The following is a 17,731-nucleotide window of genomic DNA, read 5'->3' as shown; positions in this document are numbered from 1 at the left end:
GGTTACCGGAAATATAAGTTACCAGGTAATTCACTATACCCTGAAAATACATGGGTTTCTTCGATTATTCGGTGTGAATTACTGCTGGCGGCGCACCACAGTTTTCCCCGGCCAGATAACCAGCGTAACACCTGCCATAATGGATAACACACCCAGCAAATTGAGCCAGGAGAAGGTATCGTGCCAGCCGGGCAACCAAATCGCCGCAGCCCACACTAATATGTAGCTCAGGCTTAACAGAGAATAGGCTTTACTCAATGGCAGTTTCTTCAGTGCGCCATACCAGCACACCATGGAAGCCAGATAGCCACCAATCCCCGCCACCAGCCACAGGCTACCTGGTGCAATATGAAGCATAGCCAGAAGAAAATCAGGCAATGGCCAGACGGCCGGTAAACGGCTCATAGCCAGCTTCATTGCCAGTTGAGCCGCGGTGACTAATAACACGCTACATAAAGCCAGCAAATACCCCATTACACGCCACCGCTCAGCAAAATAATTCCAAGAATAATCAGTACAATACCCAGCCAGTGCCGCGGTGTTAAACGCTCGCCCCAGATCCAGTGTGCCGCCAAAGAAACCCAGATAAAGTTCAGGCTCATCATAGGGTAAGCCAGGCCAACCGGCACTGACTGCAGTACCACCAGCCACACCAGTAGCCCCAGCCCCATTGCGACCAGCGCCATAAATAACCACAGCCAGGCACGATGGCGCCCGGCTGAACCTGAAGGTAAACAGGCTGCCTGTTTTTGACATAGTTGCCCCAGGCAACTGAGCAGGCTGGCAATAATTATTCCGCTAATACCCATTATTTTTGGTGATACAGATAAAGGACAAAGCGCCCCTGATGAACAATCGCATCTGGTTTGGGGACAGCCTGCTCACCAACAACTTCGTGCCGCGAAAGCAGCATCACCAGTGCAACACTACCTTGCTGGCGGTGCTGGCTGAGCCAGGCGGGGAAGTCCGCCGTTTGTACCAACCGCCCCTGGGCATCCGGGTAGCTCATGCCATACTGCAGTTCACCCGGAGAGCCATACATATTGATATCACTGCGCTTTAAGCTCCAGGCAATCGCAGAAGCCGTTCCCACATTATTACTCAGAATATAGCGGCTTCCCGCCAGTTCGCTTTGGACATTTTCCACAAAGGCTTGCGGTTGTTTAGAGTCAATAACCTGATCCGGGATCGCCGCACCTATCAATAACGCCAGCCCGAGTGGGCATAATGCGGCCAGTTGCCAGCGTGGTTGCCAGCCACGGGAAGAAATCCAGCCAACCAGCGCCCAACATACAAAGGCGAGCACAGCACAAAACACTTTAAACAACTCGGTGGTTTGGTAGAGCGGGTGTTTTGCCAGACCAAAAGGCGCCAGCACTGCCAGTACCGCCAGCACACACACGCCCCCAAAGCCGATATTAATCCAGCCATTCAGACGACGAATAGCTGGCGAGGCCGCCTGGGCATAATGAGCCAGCAGAATGGCTAATGGGGCAAAGCAAGGGAGAATATAGGTGGGCAATTTCCCTTTAGCGATACTGAAAAAGAGAATCGGCATCACCACCCAGCCCAACAAATAAACCGCGCCAGAATGGCTGTGTCGCTTTACCCAACCGGCTTTCAGTGCGCCTGGCAGATAAGCGAGCCAGGGCAGCGTACCGGCCAGTATGAAAGGCAGATAGTACCAAAATGGTGCTTTATGCTGGGCGTTGCTCTCAGCAAAACGCTGAATATGTTCCACCCAAAAGAAATAGTGCCAAAAATCAGGCTCCAGACGAGCGATGGCCAGTGCCCAGGGCAGTGTAATTAACGTGGCGCTGATTACTGCCAGCGGTCCGAATATCAACACTTCTTTCCAGCGTTTATGCACAGCCACCCAGGGTAAAACCCCTATCACCGGCACAGCCAGTGCCAGGAAACCTTTGGTCATCACGCCCATACCACAGGTCAGGCCAAGTAACAGGTAGCCACCGATTTTTCCCCTGGTGGTCTGCGCTTCACTGGCAATCCAGAAACTGCACATTGCCGCAGTCAGCCACAACGTTATCATTGGGTCGAGAACCGCATAGGTCCCAATGCCATACACCAAAAAGCAGGTGAGAAAAATAACGCCGGACATCACGGCTGTGGCGGTATCTTTCCAGATTCGTTTCGCCAGCCAGACCACCATCAGCGCACTGAGTGTAATGGAAAAAACCGAACCAAACCGCACCGCAAAATTATTATGACCAAATAACAGTTGGCTCAGGTTATTGATCCAGTACCCGGCAATCGGTTTTTCGAAATAACGCACTCCCAGAAAATGGGGATCCACCCAGTTTCCTGCCGCCAGCAGTTCACGGCTGATTTCGGCATAGCGCGTTTCATCAGGTTGCCATAACAGGCGGAACTCAAGGGGCAACAGGTAATACAATGCGTAGCAGGCCAGCAGCACAAACAGAGTCTTTGTTGATTTCATCAAGATTACCGTTAAACAGGTTGTTGGCATCCCAGCCAGCCTTCACGGCCAGCAATTTCATTTCGGTAGATTTGCCCGGCAGGTAACAGCGAGCTATCTTCAGGCAATAAAGCGGAAAGTGGGCAAAACTCAATGCCCTCACGCCGGGCCTGGTCAAGAAGTTGTTCGAAGAGCGGGTTAAAAATAATCCCTTCAACCTCAGCATGAATGGTGTAAACCGGCACTCCTTTATCAGCGTGAATTTTATCCAGTAAAAACCGGTTAAAACCTGAAGCATCAACAGACTGGCCAACCACTTCATCCCAGGTTGGCAGGGTGACCGGGATTTGCACTGTCCCCCGGGAGCCATCATCCAGCACTGGCGTGAACGGCATACGACCGCGGCAATCACTGTTGTAGAGGAAGCCGAACGGTTGTTTGGCGGCCACTACACGCTGGTCGGCACGCCAGCCAGCCACTGCGGAGCAGGTAACCGGCGCACCAATAATCTGCTCCAGCGCGTCTTTGCCCTGGCGAATATGGTCTGCGAGTTTTTCCTGTGACCACACACCCGCCCAGGTTTGCCAGGCAAAATGATCCCACGCATGCAGACCCACTTCATGGTGCCGGGCAGTTTCACGAATCACTTGCTGGTTAGCCTTACCAATCAGTTTTCCCGGCCAGGCGGTACCAGCCAGCAGGATATCCAGCCCATACAAAGAAGCCGCGCGTGAACGCAGCATCTTCCACAGAAATTTGGGTTTTACCAGCCGCCACAAATGGCGGCCCATGTTATCCGGCCCCACGCTAAAGAAAAAACTGGCCTGTATTTGGTACCGGGCCAGGCTTTCCAGTAGACGAGGAACCCCGTCACGGGTTCCTCGCAGGGTATCGACATCAATTCGCAAACCTACGCGTTTCATGCCTTCTCTTCCGGAAGTTCCACCGTGCGCAGGAAGAAATCCAGCGTTTCATCAATGGTGCGTTCCATTTCTACGCCAGGTGTCCACCCCAACAGACGTTGTGCGTTACGAATACTGGGTTTACGGTGTTCAACATCCTGGTAGCCTTTACCGTAATAGGTGCTGCTTTCTACCTCACGGAAACCGGCAAATGGAGGGAAATGTTTGCGCAGTGGATTCCGCTCGAAGCTTGCCAGCAACATCTCCGCCAGTTCTTTAATACTGGCTTCGTTTTCCGGGTTACCAATGTTGATAATCTGCCCGTCACATTTATCATCTTTGTTCTGGATAATCCGGAACAATGCCTCAATACCATCGCTGATATCGGTGAAACAACGTTTCTGGCGACCACCATCAATAAGCTTGATAGGCGAGCCTTCAACCAGGTTCAGAATCAACTGTGTGATAGCACGAGAACTACCAATACGCGCGGCATTCAGGTTATCCAGACGTGGCCCCATCCAGTTAAACGGGCGGAACAGGGTAAAGCGCAGACCTTCTTTCTCACCGTAAGCCCAAATCACCCGGTCGAGTAATTGCTTGGACACAGAGTAAATCCAGCGCTGTTTGTTAATTGGCCCAACGATAAGGTTCGAGTGGTCTTCATCGAACACCGGATCGGTGCACATGCCATACACTTCTGAAGTAGACGGGAAAATAATGCGTTTTTTGTATTTCACGCAATCACGGATAATTTTCAGGTTCTCTTCAAAATCCAGTTCAAATACACGCAGTGGGTTACGGGTATATTCAATTGGCGTGGCAATTGCAACCAGCGGCAGCACAACATCGCACTTCTTAATGTGGTACTCGATCCACTCAGAATGAATACTGATATCCCCTTCAACAAAGTGGAAACGCGGGTTATCGAGGAAGCGGCTGATAGCATCAGAACCTATATCCAGCCCGAAGATTTCGTAGTTTTCATCCTGCAACAGGCGTTCAGTCAGGTGGTTGCCAATAAACCCGTTAACCCCAAGAATCAGTACCCGGGTACGACGTTTTGCAGCAACGACAGGCGCATGGCTTAAAATAGCGCCTTCAACTAAACCCAGTGTCTGGGCCAGTTGCCCACCTTGCATATACACCCCGTTGTCTGCCTGCCCGGTGACAATTTCCAGTGCACCGGAACCACAGGCGACGACCAGCGGTGAGGTAGATAACACCTTGCCCGCACGCGCTGCAGGGTAGCCATCAACCAGACGGGATGACCAGACCACAAAGCGGGTTATCCCGGCATAGCTGAATGCCCCGGGCCAGGGGTGAGCAACAGCACGCACCAGGTTGTGTAAATCTTTGGCATCCCGGCTCCAGTCCAGACGGCCATCTTCCGGTGTGCGGCGACCGACATAACTGGCCTGGCTGTCATCCTGCGCGCGACCAGGTGCATTCCCCGCGCTAATTTTTGGCAGAACATCGTTCAACAACTCACGAGCCTTAGCCGTGAGTTTGTGATGCAGGCTCAGTGCGTTATCTTCTGGGGCAATGGCAACAACAGCCTGCGCAATAATGTCCCCGGCATCAGCCCGGCTAATCATTTTGTGCAGTGTCACGCCGGTTTCTGTTTCGCCATTAACCAGCACCCAGTTCAGTGGCGCGCGCCCACGGTACCTGGGCAATAAAGAACCATGTAAATTGAATGCGCCAGCCGGGGCACATTCAAGAATGTCCTGGCAAATCAGGTTGCGGTAATAGAATGAGAAAATCACATCCGGTGCCAAAGCCCGAATGCGGTCAACCCACAGAGGATGGTTCACATCATCCGGCGCATATACCGGGATGCCACGCTCTGCGCCAATACGCGCAACAGAGCCAAAAAACGGGTTCTCTCCGGCGTTGTCCTGATGGGTGAAAATAGCACTGACTTCATAGCCAGCCTCTAACAGAGCGCTGAGCCCAACACACCCCATATCATGGTACGCGAACACGACGGTTTTCATTCTTGTTCATCCTCTTGAGATTCTTGATGAGTACTGCTCACAACTTGCTGAATAAAGTAACGGGGACGGGCACGGACATCGTTGTAGATCCGCCCGATATATTCGCCTAACAGCCCCATACCAATAAACTGGGCACCAATAAACATGAACAACACGGCAAATAACGGGAATACCCCTTCTGCACCCCATTCCGGGCCTAAGATCAGCCGCAGCGCTACTAACAGCACAGCGAACAGGAAACCGAGCAACGCAATAACACTGCCAAACACACTCAGCAAACGTAACGGTGTGGTTGTCAGGCAGGTCACCAGGTCGTACATCAGGTTAATAAGACGCATAAAGCTGTATTTAGAATCGCCGTGTTCGCGTTCTGCGTGCTGAACCGGGATTTCCGCAGTCTTGCGGGCAAAAGTATTGGCAAGAATAGGAATGAAGGTACTGCGCTCGTGGCAATGCAACATGGCGTCAATAATATGGCGGCGGTAAGCACGCAACATGCAGCCGTAATCCCCCATTGCTTTGCCGGTAGCGCGCTGAATAAGACGGTTAATCATGCGTGATGCCGTTTTGCGGAACAGGCTGTCCTGGCGGTTTTGCCGTACCGTACCCACTACGTCATAACCCTCGCTGGCTTTCGCTACCAGGCGGGGAATCTCTTCCGGTGGGTTTTGCAAGTCAGCATCCAGAGTTATTATCAAATCACCGCTCACATGGCTGAACCCGGCCATAATCGCGGAATGCTGGCCGTAATTACGGTTGAGTAATACCGCCACCAGATGGCTTCCGGGCTGCTTTGCGGCCTCGGTCATTAACCGGGCTGAGTCATCACTACTACCATCATCAACTAATAAAACTTCCCAGTCGCAAGGCAACTGCTGGCAGGCAGCTGTTGTGCGCTGGATAAGCTCGGGAAGGCTTTCCTGTTCATTATAAACTGGGATAACCACCGAGACTTTTTGTATTGTGGACATAACTAAACCTCAACAACCTGCAATGTCGCGCAGTGCAGTAATCACCCGGGTGACATCGTCATCTGTCATATCGGGGAATAACGGGATAGAACAAATACGGGCACTGTTCCATTCGGTATTTGGCAGCACCAGTTCTGGAAAGCGTTCGCGGTAATATTTCTGGGTGTGAGCGGCGCGGAAATGCAAACCAGTTCCAATATTGCGGGCTTTAAGCTCTGCCATTAAGGCATCACGGGAAATCCCACACTGTGCTTCATCCACCCGCAAAATAAACAAGTGCCAGGCATGTTCATGGGGCCATTCGGGTAGTGCCAGGGGTTGATACGGTGTATCCGCCAGTTCACGCCGGTAACGTTCAGCAATGGCTTTGCGGCGCTGGTTGAGTTGCGGCAGTTTGTCAAGCTGAACCAGAGCGATGGCCGCATTGATATCAGTGAGATTGTATTTGTAACCAGGGCTGATAACCTCTGCCTGAGGAGCTCGCCCATGCGTCTGGCGATCATAGGCATCGACCCCCAGGCCGTGAAACTTCAGGCTGCGAATCTGCCGCGCGAGTTGCTCGTCATCGGTGACCACCAGGCCACCTTCCGCGCAGGTCATGTTTTTGATAGCGTGGAAGGAGAAAATTGCCGTACCACTGCGCCCAACATGTTCACCCCGATAGTATGTGCCAGCCGCATGAGCCGCGTCTTCAATCACGGGAACACCATGTTTTTTCCCCAATGCACGTATCGCGTCAAGGTCTGCCGGAGCACCAGCATAATGCACGGGAATAATCGCTTTGGTACGGGGAGTCAGAGCAGCCTCTATCGCTTCAGGCGTGACCATCAATGTGTCTTTATCGACATCAATCATTACTGGTTCAGCGCCCAACAGGCAGATCATATTGAGTGTGGACACCCAGGTGAGGGAAGGCGTAATGACTTCATCACCCGGGCCAATACCCAGAGCCATCAGGGTGACATGCATCCCACCCGTCGCCGAACTGACAGCAATCGCGTGTTGGTTACCTGTCAAACGGCAAAAAGCAGATTCCAGAGCCTCATTCTTCGGACCAGTGGTAATCCACCCCGAAGAAAGTACATCAGCAATTGCGCTCAGTTCAGATTCGCCTAATGCCGGGCGTGAGAACGGCAGAAACTCACTCATGCATTGTTTCCTTTACTATCATCTAATAATAAGAAGTGCGCTGTTAGACATGCGTAGTTATTATTTTGTTCCAGGTTAGATAAATGGCGCTATAACAAAGCGCATCCGTGTATCAACCACACCTCAACAGGAGTAAACTAACAGCTGTTTCTTAGAAAAGACTTAAGGTAGGGCTACCAACCAAACTGACCAGCTCCGCATGCAAGCACTATCAAGTTTGATTAAAAATCAGAAAGTTGCAAGATGATTTGTGAGTATTCTTAAATATTTCATACGTAATAAAATGACACTAAAGGAAATATAAAGAATTAACTGAAAACCCGGGGGTGAATGGCAAAAAAACCGTGACAGGCATCACATTTATCATTGATATTTAATCAATTTGCCATTCCACTACCATAATTACCATCTTGATAATTTTGACACTCTTTCAGTAAAAAAAGTAACAAATAACCTAACGCAAGGTGCTAAAAAGCGGCTGTGTAAATATACGGCATTTAACGGTGCGGCAGAAATTTCCCCTCCAGGGAGAATCTCAATTAAACGCCCGGCCCGCACATCGTCGTCCACATCCCAGATTGATTTTATCACGATGCCGCCCCGCGCAATGCCCGCTCATGCGCAACAGCACCATCATTGCAGACATAACGTCCCTGCACTTTCACCACAGGAGATAAATCCATGAAAATTGATTTTTCGGGGAAAACAGCACTGGTTACCGCATCCACAGGTGGAATTGGTTTTGCCATTGCCCGGGAACTGGCTGCCAGCGGCGCAGCCGTTATTCTGAATGGCCGCAGTGAAGAGAGCGTCGCGAAAGCTACCCGTAAGCTGCAGGATGCAGTGCCTGGTGCAAAATTACAGGGTGCGGCCGCTAATCTGCAGGATGCAACCGGAGTTGATAACTTACTGAAACAACTGCCCGCGGTTGATATTTTGGTGAATAACGCAGGAATTTACGGGCCGCAGGATTTTTACGAAACCGATGACGCCACCTGGGAAAATTACTGGCAAACCAATGTGATGTCTGGCGTTCGTCTGTCACGCGCGCTGTTACCGGCCATGACAAAACAAGGCTGGGGGCGAGTGGTGTTTATTTCGTCCGAATCATCCCGCAATATCCCGGCAGACATGATTCATTATGGCGTAACCAAAACCGCGCAACTCGCTCTGGCGCGCGGGCTGGCAAAATACGTAGCCGGTACTGGCGTTACGGTGAATAGTGTTCTGCCTGGGCCGACGATTTCTGATGGCTTTGCCACCATGATGAAAGATGAAGCTGAACGGACAGGCAAGTCGCTGGAAACACTGGCGAAAGAGTTTGTCATGGCTCACCGCCCTTCTTCCGTGATTCAGCGTGCAGCCAGTGTTGAAGAAGTGGCTAATATGGTGGTGTATATCTGTTCGCAACAGGCGTCTGCCACATCAGGTGCCGCACTGCGCGTCGATGGCGGCGTAGTGGACGACATTCTGTAATTGCACAGCGTGGACAGCACGCTGTTCCCCCGCAGCAACTACTGACAGGCACTTTCGGGTGCCTGCTAACTCACAGAGCCACATCACCGCAATCCATTCAAAATTATTGAGGGCTAATCTCAAATAAATGTCATTTTCATTTCCATAAAATTTTATTATGATCACTTCAACCAGAATTTATCCGATGGTTCACAAATCACAGACAAAAAACCTGCACACAAATTAATCAATTTTTTTGTATGAGTTAAAAAAAACAACCCTGTCTGTTTTACGCATAAGTCTTCTTAATTTTAACGTCAGGCCAGGCTGGCCTGTCTCTCACCAGATGGTCGCTGAGGGAACAGCCGGAAGAAGTCGCCTGCGGGCGGCTTTTTTCGTTATATAGCCCGCCAGCATAGCCTTCCCTGGCTACGACAGAAAACCAGCATCCACCAGCACGCAGCTATTCACCGGTACCAATACGGCCAGTTGGAAATACGTGAGGCGTGTGCCCTTTACCCGCCCAGTCCCTTAAGTGTGTTTATGGAAAGGCACAGGTGTAGTTCAACGCCACCGTTAATGGCTTGTGCATTAGCGGCGTACTGCAATCGCTTCAATTTCCACACCCGCATCTTTCGGTAACCGGGCCACTTCCACACAGGAGCGCGCCGGGAAAGGTGCCTGATGCTCACGAAAAAAGGATTCATACTCTGCATTTACTAAAGAAAAATGGTTGAGATCCTTAACAAAAACAGTTGTTTTTATAATATCTGCCACCTGTAAACCGCTGGCTTCAACAATTGCCCGAACATTTTCCAGAGACTGGCGGGTTTGTTGCTGTATATCTTCAGGCATCTCACCTGTTAGCGGGTTAAGCGGGATTTGCCCGGAAGTCATCACCAGTGAACCAAGATCCACACCCTGAACATAAGGCCCAATTGCGGCAGGTGCCTTTGACGTTGAAATTGCTGACATATTCACGACCTTGTTAAAAACGAGATTATTATTGACCCGAGAGTTCAGTAGTACGGCGCACCGCCGCCAGCACACTGCTTTGCAAACCAGCGGCAAAATCGCTCTTATTCAGTTCATATAAACCATTAATACCCACTCCGGCTGGCGAATTGTTGATATCCATTAACTGGCGCGGGTGGCAACCCGTTAATTTCAGCATGGATACAGCGCCGACCAGATTTTCCCACACCACTTGCGTTGACTGGGCGCGGGTTAACCCGGCCAGCACACCTGCATCAGCCAGTGCTTCAACGAAGTAATAAACATAATTCACCCCGGCGACAGCGAACCCGGTAAAGGTGTCTATCAGGCGCTCTTCCAGCAACATGACCTTGCCAAAGCTTTCCAGAAACGGCATTAACGGCGCACTGTCAACGTGAGCGTTAAACGCCACCCCGCTGTATCCCAGACCAGTGTCAGTCAGCGTGTTAGGAATAATTCGCGCCACAGGGCGGTTTTCCCCCAGTAGTAATGCCAGGCGGGCCAGCGTCACACCCGCGATAATCGATACCACGGTTGCCCGAGGACTTGCGTGCTGGTTAATCAACTGAGCAACACCCGGGATATCATCCTGTGGGCGTACGCCGATTACGATGTAATCTGCCGCTGCCAGCGCATCGGGCAAGGCCTGCGTATTGCTTAACCCATAGCGTGCGTTAAGCGTTGCCACCCGCTCAGGGTCGATATCCGATAGCGTAATTGCATCAGGGTTGACGGCTTCGCGTTTCAGGGCCGCGCGAATAATAGCTTCGGTCATCTGACCGGCACCAATAAAGTGAATCTGGCTCATCGTTAATCCTCTGAATTCACAGCAACAGGATTTAATGACTGCTCAACCAGCGATACCCAAAGACCAATACCGGGGGCAATAAGTTGGTCATTAAAATCGTAATAAGGGTTATGTAATGAAGCGCCGGGCGTTGGGCCATCGGCCCCCAACCAGAGGTAAGCCCCCGGGCAGGCTTCGAGCAGGTAGGCAAAATCTTCCGCAGCCATTGAAGGAGGAAGTTGAGTATGCACCTGAGTGATACCTGGCGTGCCGCGCGCTGCACGGGCAAGGGTTTCCGCCTGCTGCGCGTGATTGACAGTAACGGGGTAGCCATATTCCCAGTGAATTTCCCCACGCACCCCGAACGGCCCGGCCAGCTGCTCCACATAATCCGCCATCAGTGCCTGGCACCGCGCGCGTGCACGCTGGCTCAGGCAGCGCAGCGTTCCGGAAAGTTGCATCGTTTGTGGAACGACATTAATCGCTTCACCTGCCTGGAGTTGTGTCACGCTTATTACAGCGCTGTCCAGCGGGGAAAGACGTCGCGTGGTAATAGTTTGCAACGCTGTAATCAGGTGCGCACCGGCGAGCACCGGGTCGGCACCTTTTTCTGGCATAGCGGCATGGCACCCAACACCGGTGAGAGTAATAAAAAAGTTATCCTGTGAGGCCATCATTGGCCCAGGGTTCACCGCCACTTCTCCCACAGGCAAACCGGGCCAGTTATGCAATGCGTAAACGGCTGACATCGGGAAGCGGTCAAACAACCCTTCCTCCACCATCAGGCGGCCGCCACCGGCATTTTCTTCTGCTGGCTGAAAGATAAAACAGACAGTTCCCTGAAACGCCCGGGTCTGGCTTAAATAACGAGCAGCCCCCAGCAATATTGCTGTGTGCCCGTCATGACCACAGGCATGCATGGTTCCGGGGGAAGCCGAACACCACGCCGCTGTATTGTTTTCCTGGATGGGAAGCGCGTCGATATCGGCACGAATACCAATTACCGGTCCTTCGCCATTGCGCAACACCCCAATAATCCCGGTGCCAGCCATACCGGTATGCACTTCAAGCCCGAAGGTTTCCAACAACTCACTGATTTTGGCTGAAGTACGGAACTCCTGCAGACCGATTTCCGGGCAGGCATGAATTTCACGCCGCCAGGTAATCGCCTGCTGAATAATATCTTCGGGAATTGGCTGCATATTTCCTCTGCATTGTCACTGCACAACGCCAGCGCGTTGCACAGGAATAAAATCGCTGTCGCGAACAGATGCTCCATTCGCTCGATCATCAGGTCAGTAAATTTCCCTGCAGATATCAGGGTTTGCCGAAATAAATCCGGGCCAGACCTTCTTTGGTTACTTCAATGGCATGCTCAGCACTCAATGAAATATGCTGTTCAATCAGTGCCACGCCTTTTTCAATATCGCGCTGGCGTAATGCGGCAATAATATCGACATGCTCGTCATACGCGTTATTGCGCCGCACGGGAGTTTCTAAATCAATGCGCCGAAAGAAGCGGCTCAATGAATTGAGGCTGTCGAGCATTTCGTATAACCGGCTGTTATGAGAAATACGGGCGATTTCCATATGGAAGCGCTCATCAATTTCAGCAATTTTGGCCCAGTCCTGGTCATTTTGTGGCGGGCGATGCTGGCTTACTTCTTCCCAGATAGCCGTTGTCGCCGCAATCTCGTCGTCCGTCGCCCGCTGGCAGGCAAAGCGAAAAGTGGATTGTTCGATGACCATGCGCACTTCGTACAACTCTCTGACGCCTTCAGGTGTCAGATCGCGTGAATAGAACCCTTTATTAGGGACGAAGTTCATGAAGCCATCTTTAGCCAGCCGGTTCAGTGCTTCCCTCACCGGGGTACGTGACACACCCAGTTGTGCGGCAAGCTCAACTTCATTCACCCTCTCACCCGGGCGAAAGTGGTAATCAATCGCCAGCCCTTTCACTTTCTCGTAGACTTTTTCTACGCTGTCGGCGCTACGGGATTTCTTTTTAATAGTAACCACATTATCCCCTTACTTTTCCCTTAACGCAGCCGCACACCGTGTGAATAAATAAACCAGCGGCACAGGTTATTTCACCGAATATTTTTATTGATAGCACAGCAAAAAAAACAACTCAACACAAAATTGAATACACTTATTCATAACCTAATAACCTTTGATTATTAAGCATTTTGTATTTTTATTTCCTTGTTAAATCATTACCATGCACCATTTTGTAGCAAGACTGCTCCAAAATGATTCAAAGTGTATTCACTTTTGCACACAGATATTTTACCTGCCAGTTAACCACTAATGTAAAAAACCATAAGTGCCAAAATTTATTATTTACATTCTCTCCATTGTATTTATTCATTAATTTCTTCCTGAACCCATAAAAATACCATGCCTGTTATCCGGTGATGAACTTCCCTGGCACTATCTTTGCTTAATACACAAGTGTATGCACTTTTACATTCACTTTTGGTGCACTACTTTTCGCCTTCACCAGGGAAGCCTTGCAATGCTGCAAAGGCTGAAAAGCACCGGCCTTAAGAGCCGGCAACAATAAACCGGAGAACCAACATGAAAAGTCGTTTTGGGCAGAGCATGACTCTGTCAGCATTAACAGGCATGACGTTGTTAGGTTTGGCACACACAGCACTGGCTGATGTGAATATTGGCGCAGTTTTACCCTTAACCGGTACCAGTGCCAGTATTGGTGAAGACCAGCGCCGGGGCATTGAACTGGCGGTGGAAAACATTAACGCTCATGGTGGCGTGGACGGGCAACCGCTGCACGTTATCGTTGAAGATTCTGCCGGTAGCCCGGTTACCGGCCTTAACGCCGTACGTAAACTGACTCAGGTTAACCACGTCCCTTTGGTGGTTGGCAGTTTTTCTTCCAGTGTCACCATTCCTGTTGGGCAATACCTGGTGAAAAACCACCTGCTGCATATCAATATTTCAGGCACCAGCACTGATGTGCGTAACATTGGCGCAACCTCCTGGAGTGTTATCGGCCTTGATTCCCTTTCAGCCCGTTTCTCCGCTGAAGACGTGCACCAACTGGGTTACAACAAAGTGGCCTTTATTGCCCCGGATGGCGCTTATGGCCAGGGTATGGCGGAACAGTTCACTAAGGCATTTGAAAAAGCCGGTGGCAAAGTTGTCGCTAAGGTGCTTTACACCAGTGGGCAGCCTTCTTATCGCCGCGAACTGGAGCAAATTTCCCGCGCTCACCCACAAGCCTACGTTTACACCAGCTATGGCCAGGATGCCATTGTGCTTAACCGCGAAGCCTGGGAGCTGGGGCTGAATAAAACCCCCTGGTACGGCATGTATTTAACCATGGCGATAGACGGCTCTCCGGCACAATACACTAACGGCCAGATGGGAATGGAAGTGGCGGGCATTGATCAGAAAGCGGCAGGCAGCAACGGAGTAAATTACGCCACGCTTTACCAGAATAAATTCCATGAAAAACCCCGATCAGTATATGGCAGTTATGCCTGGGACAGCGTCATGCTGGCCGCCGCTGCAATCAACAAAGCACACAGTGCTGAGCCGGCGGCAATGATTACCGCCATGAAAGCGGTAGCTCCCGGTTTTACCGGCATCACCGGAAAACTGGATCTGGATGCGGATAACCAACGCCAGAGCCAGCCATACCTGAAAGTTAAAGCCAGCAATGGCGTACCGGTTCCCCGGTAACGGGCGGTTTCTTATGCCTGTTTACGCTACATCATTGGGGAGAAATCATGCTGCAGTTTTTGATTGATACATTGATTCGCACAGCGGATTTATCACTGGTCGCGCTGGGATTAAGCCTGGTGTATGGGCTGGTGCGGTTTGCCAACATCGCCCATATGCAATACGCCATGGTTGGCGCATTTATTACAGCGGCCGGGCTTCACCTGGGTATGCCGTTATCACTGGCTATCGTCTTTTCTGCGGTCGTTTGCGGCATGCTCTCCATGGTGTTGCATCACTGGGTATTTCAGCCATTGTTAAAAGGCGGTACGGCTAACGCCATGATTGGTTCGCTGGCCGTATCAATGGTACTGATTGCACTGGTGCTTGGGGTCGAAGGATCAGCCCCAATCAACTACGCCCTGCCGATTGGTGAACTGTGGCAAATTGGTGATACCCGCATCGCTTCAGATGAACTCTGGAGCCTGGGGGTCACTGGTGTACTGGTTGCCGTATTCAGTGTGCTGATGTTCAAAACACCACAAGGCCGCGCAATACGCGCTCTGGCAAGCAACCGCGACCTGGCGGCAGCGTCAGGATTAAACGCCAGCGCCATTATCCACAGTGTTAACCTGGTGGCAGGCATGCTGGCGGCCGTGGGGGGAAGCATGCTGGCAATGAATGCCAGTGCCTGGGTCAACCAGGGGAATGACCTGATGCTGCCGGTGCTGGCGGCTGCCATTCTGGGTGGGCTGGGCAACCCCATGGGAGCTATTTTCGGCGCGTTACTTATCGCCAGCACCGAAACCCTTGTGACTAACATTGACTGGAGCTGGCTGTTCGGCGGGGAATTACTGTTTATTCCGGTTACCTGGGTCAATGCCTCTTCGTTTGTCATTCTGTTACTGGCGCTGTTGGTACGCCCTTACGGCCTGTTTAATCGCGAGGTACGCCGTGTCTGAGTTTTTACTGCATATTTTTTGTCTGGCTGGCATCTATGCCATTGTCGCACTTGCGCTGAATTTACAGGCGGGGTATGCCGGGTTGCTCAACTTTGGTCATATCGTGTTTGTCGGTACTGGTGCGTATGCCATTGGCTTAGGTAGTCAGTTTGGTTTGCCATTGTGGGTAGTGATGCCTGCCGGAATACTGTGCGCCATGGTTATCAGCATCATGATGACGCTGTTGGGCCGCCAGTTAACCGCAGATTACTGGGGAATAGCCACTCTGGCGCTGGCGGAGATTATCCGCATCGCAATCGTCAACGAAGATAGCGTGACTGGCGGAGCGCAAGGCATCGGTGGGCTGGTTGCCCCCTGGTCAACCGGTAACAGTGTGGTGGATACCCGCATCTTCGCAGTTATTATTCTGGTGGCCGTTATCCTCGCCACACTGGCCTGCCTGCGCACCGGCTCCAGCCGCTTTGGCCGCGCCCTACGCCTGATGCGCGAACAACCTCAGCTGGCCATGTGCATGGGGTATTCACTGCCCTGGCTAAAATGCCGGGCGTTGATGAGCAGTGCAGTTATGTGCTGCCTCGCCGGTATGTTGCTGGCCTGGTACACCGATTATGTCAGCCCGGATTACCTGCTCTCTTCAGAGACCTTTCTTATCTGGAGCATGGTGATGATTGGTGGCATTGGCAATGTCCGTGGTGTTCTGCTGGGCGTCCTGTTAGTGGAAGGCCTGTATAACTTCATTCCCTTTGCTAAAGATTATTTCCACATTAGCCCGGACTTAACAGGTGCGCTGCGCCTGGGTCTGGTAGGGCTTGCGTTGCTACTGTGCCTGCTGACCAGACCTGCTGGTCTGCTCCCCGAAAAGTTAAGGATTCTGTCATGACGCATTTACTCGAAGTGGCTGGCGTCAGCAAAGCCTTTGGAGGCAACCAGGTACTGTCGTCTGTCTCATTTAATGTGGTTAAAGGTGAGATCCTCGGCCTGCTGGGGCCAAATGGCTCCGGGAAGAGCACCCTGCTCAACACAATTTCCGGGTTCACCCGGCCAGATGGCGGAAGCATAACGTTTAATGGGCGCCCTATTGCCCGCATGGCAAGCCACCGCATTATTCAGACGGGGATTGCCCGGACATTCCAGTTGCCCGTCATGCCAGAAAAGATGAGCGTCATGGAAGTGGTGATGGCGGCAGGAACCCGCCAACACGGGCTGATAAACGGGTTACTGGGGCTGGCTTCCGGGCGCAAAGCTGAACAGGAGGACAAAGCCCGCGCCAGTGAATTGCTCGATACCTTACTGCTGACCAAAGTCAAAGATCTTCCCGCCGCCGCGCTGTCAGGTGGGCAGAAAAAACTGCTGGGGATTGCCTGCGCGCTGATGGGAAACCCTGCTTTGCTGATGCTGGACGAGCCGATGGCGGGTGTGCATCCACAACTGCGCCAGGAACTGGTAGAAACCCTGGTTCGCCTGAGTCAGCAAGGGATTTCCTTACTGGTCATTGAACACGATATGCATTTTATCAACACCCTGTGCCAGCGCTGTATTGTGCTGGACAGAGGACAGATTGTCGCCAGTTGCCGCCCGGACGAACTGGCGGAAAATCAGCAAGTGCTGGATGCGTATCTTGGGCGCAGCACAGCGACACTGCAGGAGGCCGTATGATAACACTGGAAAACGTGGTGGCGGGTTACACACCAGGTATCGATATTCTCCACGGCATTTCATTACATGTTGCACAGGCAGAAATTGTCACGCTGCTCGGACCGAATGGTTGCGGCAAGTCTACGTTACTGAAATCAATTGCGGGATTCGTCTCGCCGCGCGAAGGACGAGTCGATATTGAAGGGCGTGAAACGGCAAAAATTCCGGTACACCGCAAAATTCGCGAATGTTCTCTGGGATTTGTTCCGCAACTGGATAACGTCTTCAATAACCTCACTGTCGCAGAGAACCTGCAAACAGGTGGGCAATTTTTACCGCCAGGGCAGCGTCGGCAGCGCATGGCACAACTGGCGGAACATTACCCGGTGTTGCACAAGAAATGGCACTCCCCGGCATCTGCGCTTTCTGGTGGGGAACGGCAAATTCTCGCACTGGCCCGGGCACTGATGCCATCGCCTTCCGTGCTGCTGCTTGATGAGCCCTCAGCCGGATTGTCACCGAAAATGCTTACCGAAGTGTTCAGCGCCATTCAAACCATTCGCCGTCAGGAGAAAGTCACTATTCTGATGGTGGAGCAAAATGCCATGGAAGCGCTGCATATCTCTGACCGGGCGTATGTGCTGGCGTTGGGAAAAGTGGCAATGCAGGGTAAAGCCCGGGATCTGCTTAACGATCCGCGGATGCGGGAACTGTACTTTGGCGGCCGCGCCGCCTGACAGGAAAAGTAAC

General features: G+C 51.8%; 17 protein-coding genes. 6 read left to right on the top strand and 11 right to left on the bottom strand.

Features of this window, described 5'->3' with window-relative positions:
- Window positions 1–78: 78 nt before the first annotated feature.
- The 7 genes from arnF to arnB are packed head-to-tail and all read right to left on the bottom strand — an operon-like array spanning window position 79 to window position 7,459.
- Window positions 79–474 (bottom strand): 4-amino-4-deoxy-L-arabinose-phosphoundecaprenol flippase subunit ArnF, encoded by a 396-nt coding sequence (arnF, locus tag A9B99_RS12205; RefSeq protein WP_064597838.1) that lies wholly within the window; start codon window positions 472–474, stop codon window positions 79–81.
- On the bottom strand, window positions 474–809 hold the full coding sequence (gene arnE / locus A9B99_RS12200; RefSeq protein WP_064597837.1) for a 4-amino-4-deoxy-L-arabinose-phosphoundecaprenol flippase subunit ArnE: 336 nt from the start codon (window positions 807–809) through the stop codon (window positions 474–476). The genes arnF and arnE overlap by 1 nt, the downstream gene beginning before the upstream one ends.
- On the bottom strand, window positions 809–2,458 hold the full coding sequence (gene arnT, locus A9B99_RS12195; RefSeq protein ID WP_064598068.1) for a lipid IV(A) 4-amino-4-deoxy-L-arabinosyltransferase: 1,650 nt from the start codon (window positions 2,456–2,458) through the stop codon (window positions 809–811). Before arnT ends, arnE begins: the two co-directional genes overlap by 1 nt.
- An 11-nt stretch (window positions 2,459–2,469) precedes the next feature.
- The gene (arnD, locus tag A9B99_RS12190) at window positions 2,470–3,360 is read right to left on the bottom strand and encodes a 4-deoxy-4-formamido-L-arabinose-phosphoundecaprenol deformylase (protein WP_064597835.1); all 891 of its coding nucleotides are present in this window, start codon (window positions 3,358–3,360) and stop codon (window positions 2,470–2,472) included.
- Complete coding sequence (arnA, locus tag A9B99_RS12185) at window positions 3,357–5,339, bottom strand: bifunctional UDP-4-amino-4-deoxy-L-arabinose formyltransferase/UDP-glucuronic acid oxidase ArnA (protein WP_064597833.1); 1,983 nt, start codon at window positions 5,337–5,339, stop codon at window positions 3,357–3,359. Before arnA ends, arnD begins: the two co-directional genes overlap by 4 nt.
- A complete protein-coding gene (arnC, locus tag A9B99_RS12180; protein WP_064597831.1) occupies window positions 5,336–6,310 on the bottom strand; it encodes an undecaprenyl-phosphate 4-deoxy-4-formamido-L-arabinose transferase in 975 nt (324 codons plus the stop codon). Before arnC ends, arnA begins: the two co-directional genes overlap by 4 nt.
- 9 nt (window positions 6,311–6,319) lie before the next feature.
- On the bottom strand, window positions 6,320–7,459 hold the full coding sequence (arnB, locus tag A9B99_RS12175) for a UDP-4-amino-4-deoxy-L-arabinose aminotransferase (protein WP_064597829.1): 1,140 nt from the start codon (window positions 7,457–7,459) through the stop codon (window positions 6,320–6,322).
- A 681-nt stretch (window positions 7,460–8,140) separates the two neighbouring features.
- Here arnB and A9B99_RS12170 point away from each other — a divergent pair.
- Window positions 8,141–8,935, top strand: a complete 795-nt coding sequence (locus tag A9B99_RS12170) for an SDR family NAD(P)-dependent oxidoreductase (RefSeq protein WP_064597827.1) — start codon at window positions 8,141–8,143, stop codon at window positions 8,933–8,935.
- 570 nt (window positions 8,936–9,505) lie between these two features.
- On the opposite strand, the gene A9B99_RS12165 is transcribed toward A9B99_RS12170, so the two are convergent.
- The 4 genes from A9B99_RS12165 to A9B99_RS12150 all read right to left on the bottom strand — a co-directional run bounded on the left by A9B99_RS12165 (window position 9,506) and on the right by A9B99_RS12150 (window position 12,716).
- On the bottom strand, window positions 9,506–9,889 hold the full coding sequence (locus tag A9B99_RS12165; protein ID WP_064597825.1) for a RidA family protein: 384 nt from the start codon (window positions 9,887–9,889) through the stop codon (window positions 9,506–9,508).
- A gap of 28 nt (window positions 9,890–9,917) precedes the next feature.
- Window positions 9,918–10,718, bottom strand: a complete 801-nt coding sequence (locus A9B99_RS12160) for a pyrroline-5-carboxylate reductase family protein (RefSeq protein ID WP_064597823.1) — start codon at window positions 10,716–10,718, stop codon at window positions 9,918–9,920.
- A 2-nt stretch (window positions 10,719–10,720) separates the two neighbouring features.
- Complete coding sequence (locus tag A9B99_RS12155; protein ID WP_064597821.1) at window positions 10,721–11,899, bottom strand: M20 aminoacylase family protein; 1,179 nt, start codon at window positions 11,897–11,899, stop codon at window positions 10,721–10,723.
- A 115-nt stretch (window positions 11,900–12,014) separates the two neighbouring features.
- Window positions 12,015–12,716, bottom strand: a complete 702-nt coding sequence (locus A9B99_RS12150) for a GntR family transcriptional regulator (protein ID WP_064597819.1) — start codon at window positions 12,714–12,716, stop codon at window positions 12,015–12,017.
- A gap of 561 nt (window positions 12,717–13,277) precedes the next feature.
- Here A9B99_RS12150 and A9B99_RS12145 point away from each other — a divergent pair.
- Genes A9B99_RS12145 through A9B99_RS12125 form a run of 5 tightly spaced genes read left to right on the top strand, consistent with a single transcriptional unit; the run spans window position 13,278 to window position 17,718 of the window.
- Window positions 13,278–14,405: an ABC transporter substrate-binding protein gene (locus tag A9B99_RS12145; RefSeq protein ID WP_064597817.1), complete on the top strand. Its 1,128-nt coding sequence runs from the start codon at window positions 13,278–13,280 to the stop codon at window positions 14,403–14,405.
- Window positions 14,406–14,452: 47 nt separating this feature from the next.
- A complete protein-coding gene (locus A9B99_RS12140) occupies window positions 14,453–15,346 on the top strand; it encodes a branched-chain amino acid ABC transporter permease (protein WP_064597815.1) in 894 nt (297 codons plus the stop codon).
- A complete protein-coding gene (locus tag A9B99_RS12135) occupies window positions 15,339–16,226 on the top strand; it encodes a branched-chain amino acid ABC transporter permease (RefSeq protein ID WP_064597813.1) in 888 nt (295 codons plus the stop codon). The genes A9B99_RS12140 and A9B99_RS12135 overlap by 8 nt, the downstream gene beginning before the upstream one ends.
- Complete coding sequence (locus A9B99_RS12130; protein ID WP_064597811.1) at window positions 16,223–17,002, top strand: ABC transporter ATP-binding protein; 780 nt, start codon at window positions 16,223–16,225, stop codon at window positions 17,000–17,002. Before A9B99_RS12135 ends, A9B99_RS12130 begins: the two co-directional genes overlap by 4 nt.
- The gene (locus A9B99_RS12125; RefSeq protein ID WP_064597810.1) at window positions 16,999–17,718 is read left to right on the top strand and encodes an ABC transporter ATP-binding protein; all 720 of its coding nucleotides are present in this window, start codon (window positions 16,999–17,001) and stop codon (window positions 17,716–17,718) included. Before A9B99_RS12130 ends, A9B99_RS12125 begins: the two co-directional genes overlap by 4 nt.
- Window positions 17,719–17,731: the final 13 nt, after the last annotated feature.

This window comes from Mangrovibacter phragmitis, assembly GCF_001655675.1.
In the GTDB taxonomy this organism is placed as follows: domain Bacteria; phylum Pseudomonadota; class Gammaproteobacteria; order Enterobacterales; family Enterobacteriaceae; genus Mangrovibacter; species Mangrovibacter phragmitis.
Note: the sequence above shows the minus strand (reverse complement) of the source record. Positions and strands in the feature narration are given on the sequence as shown.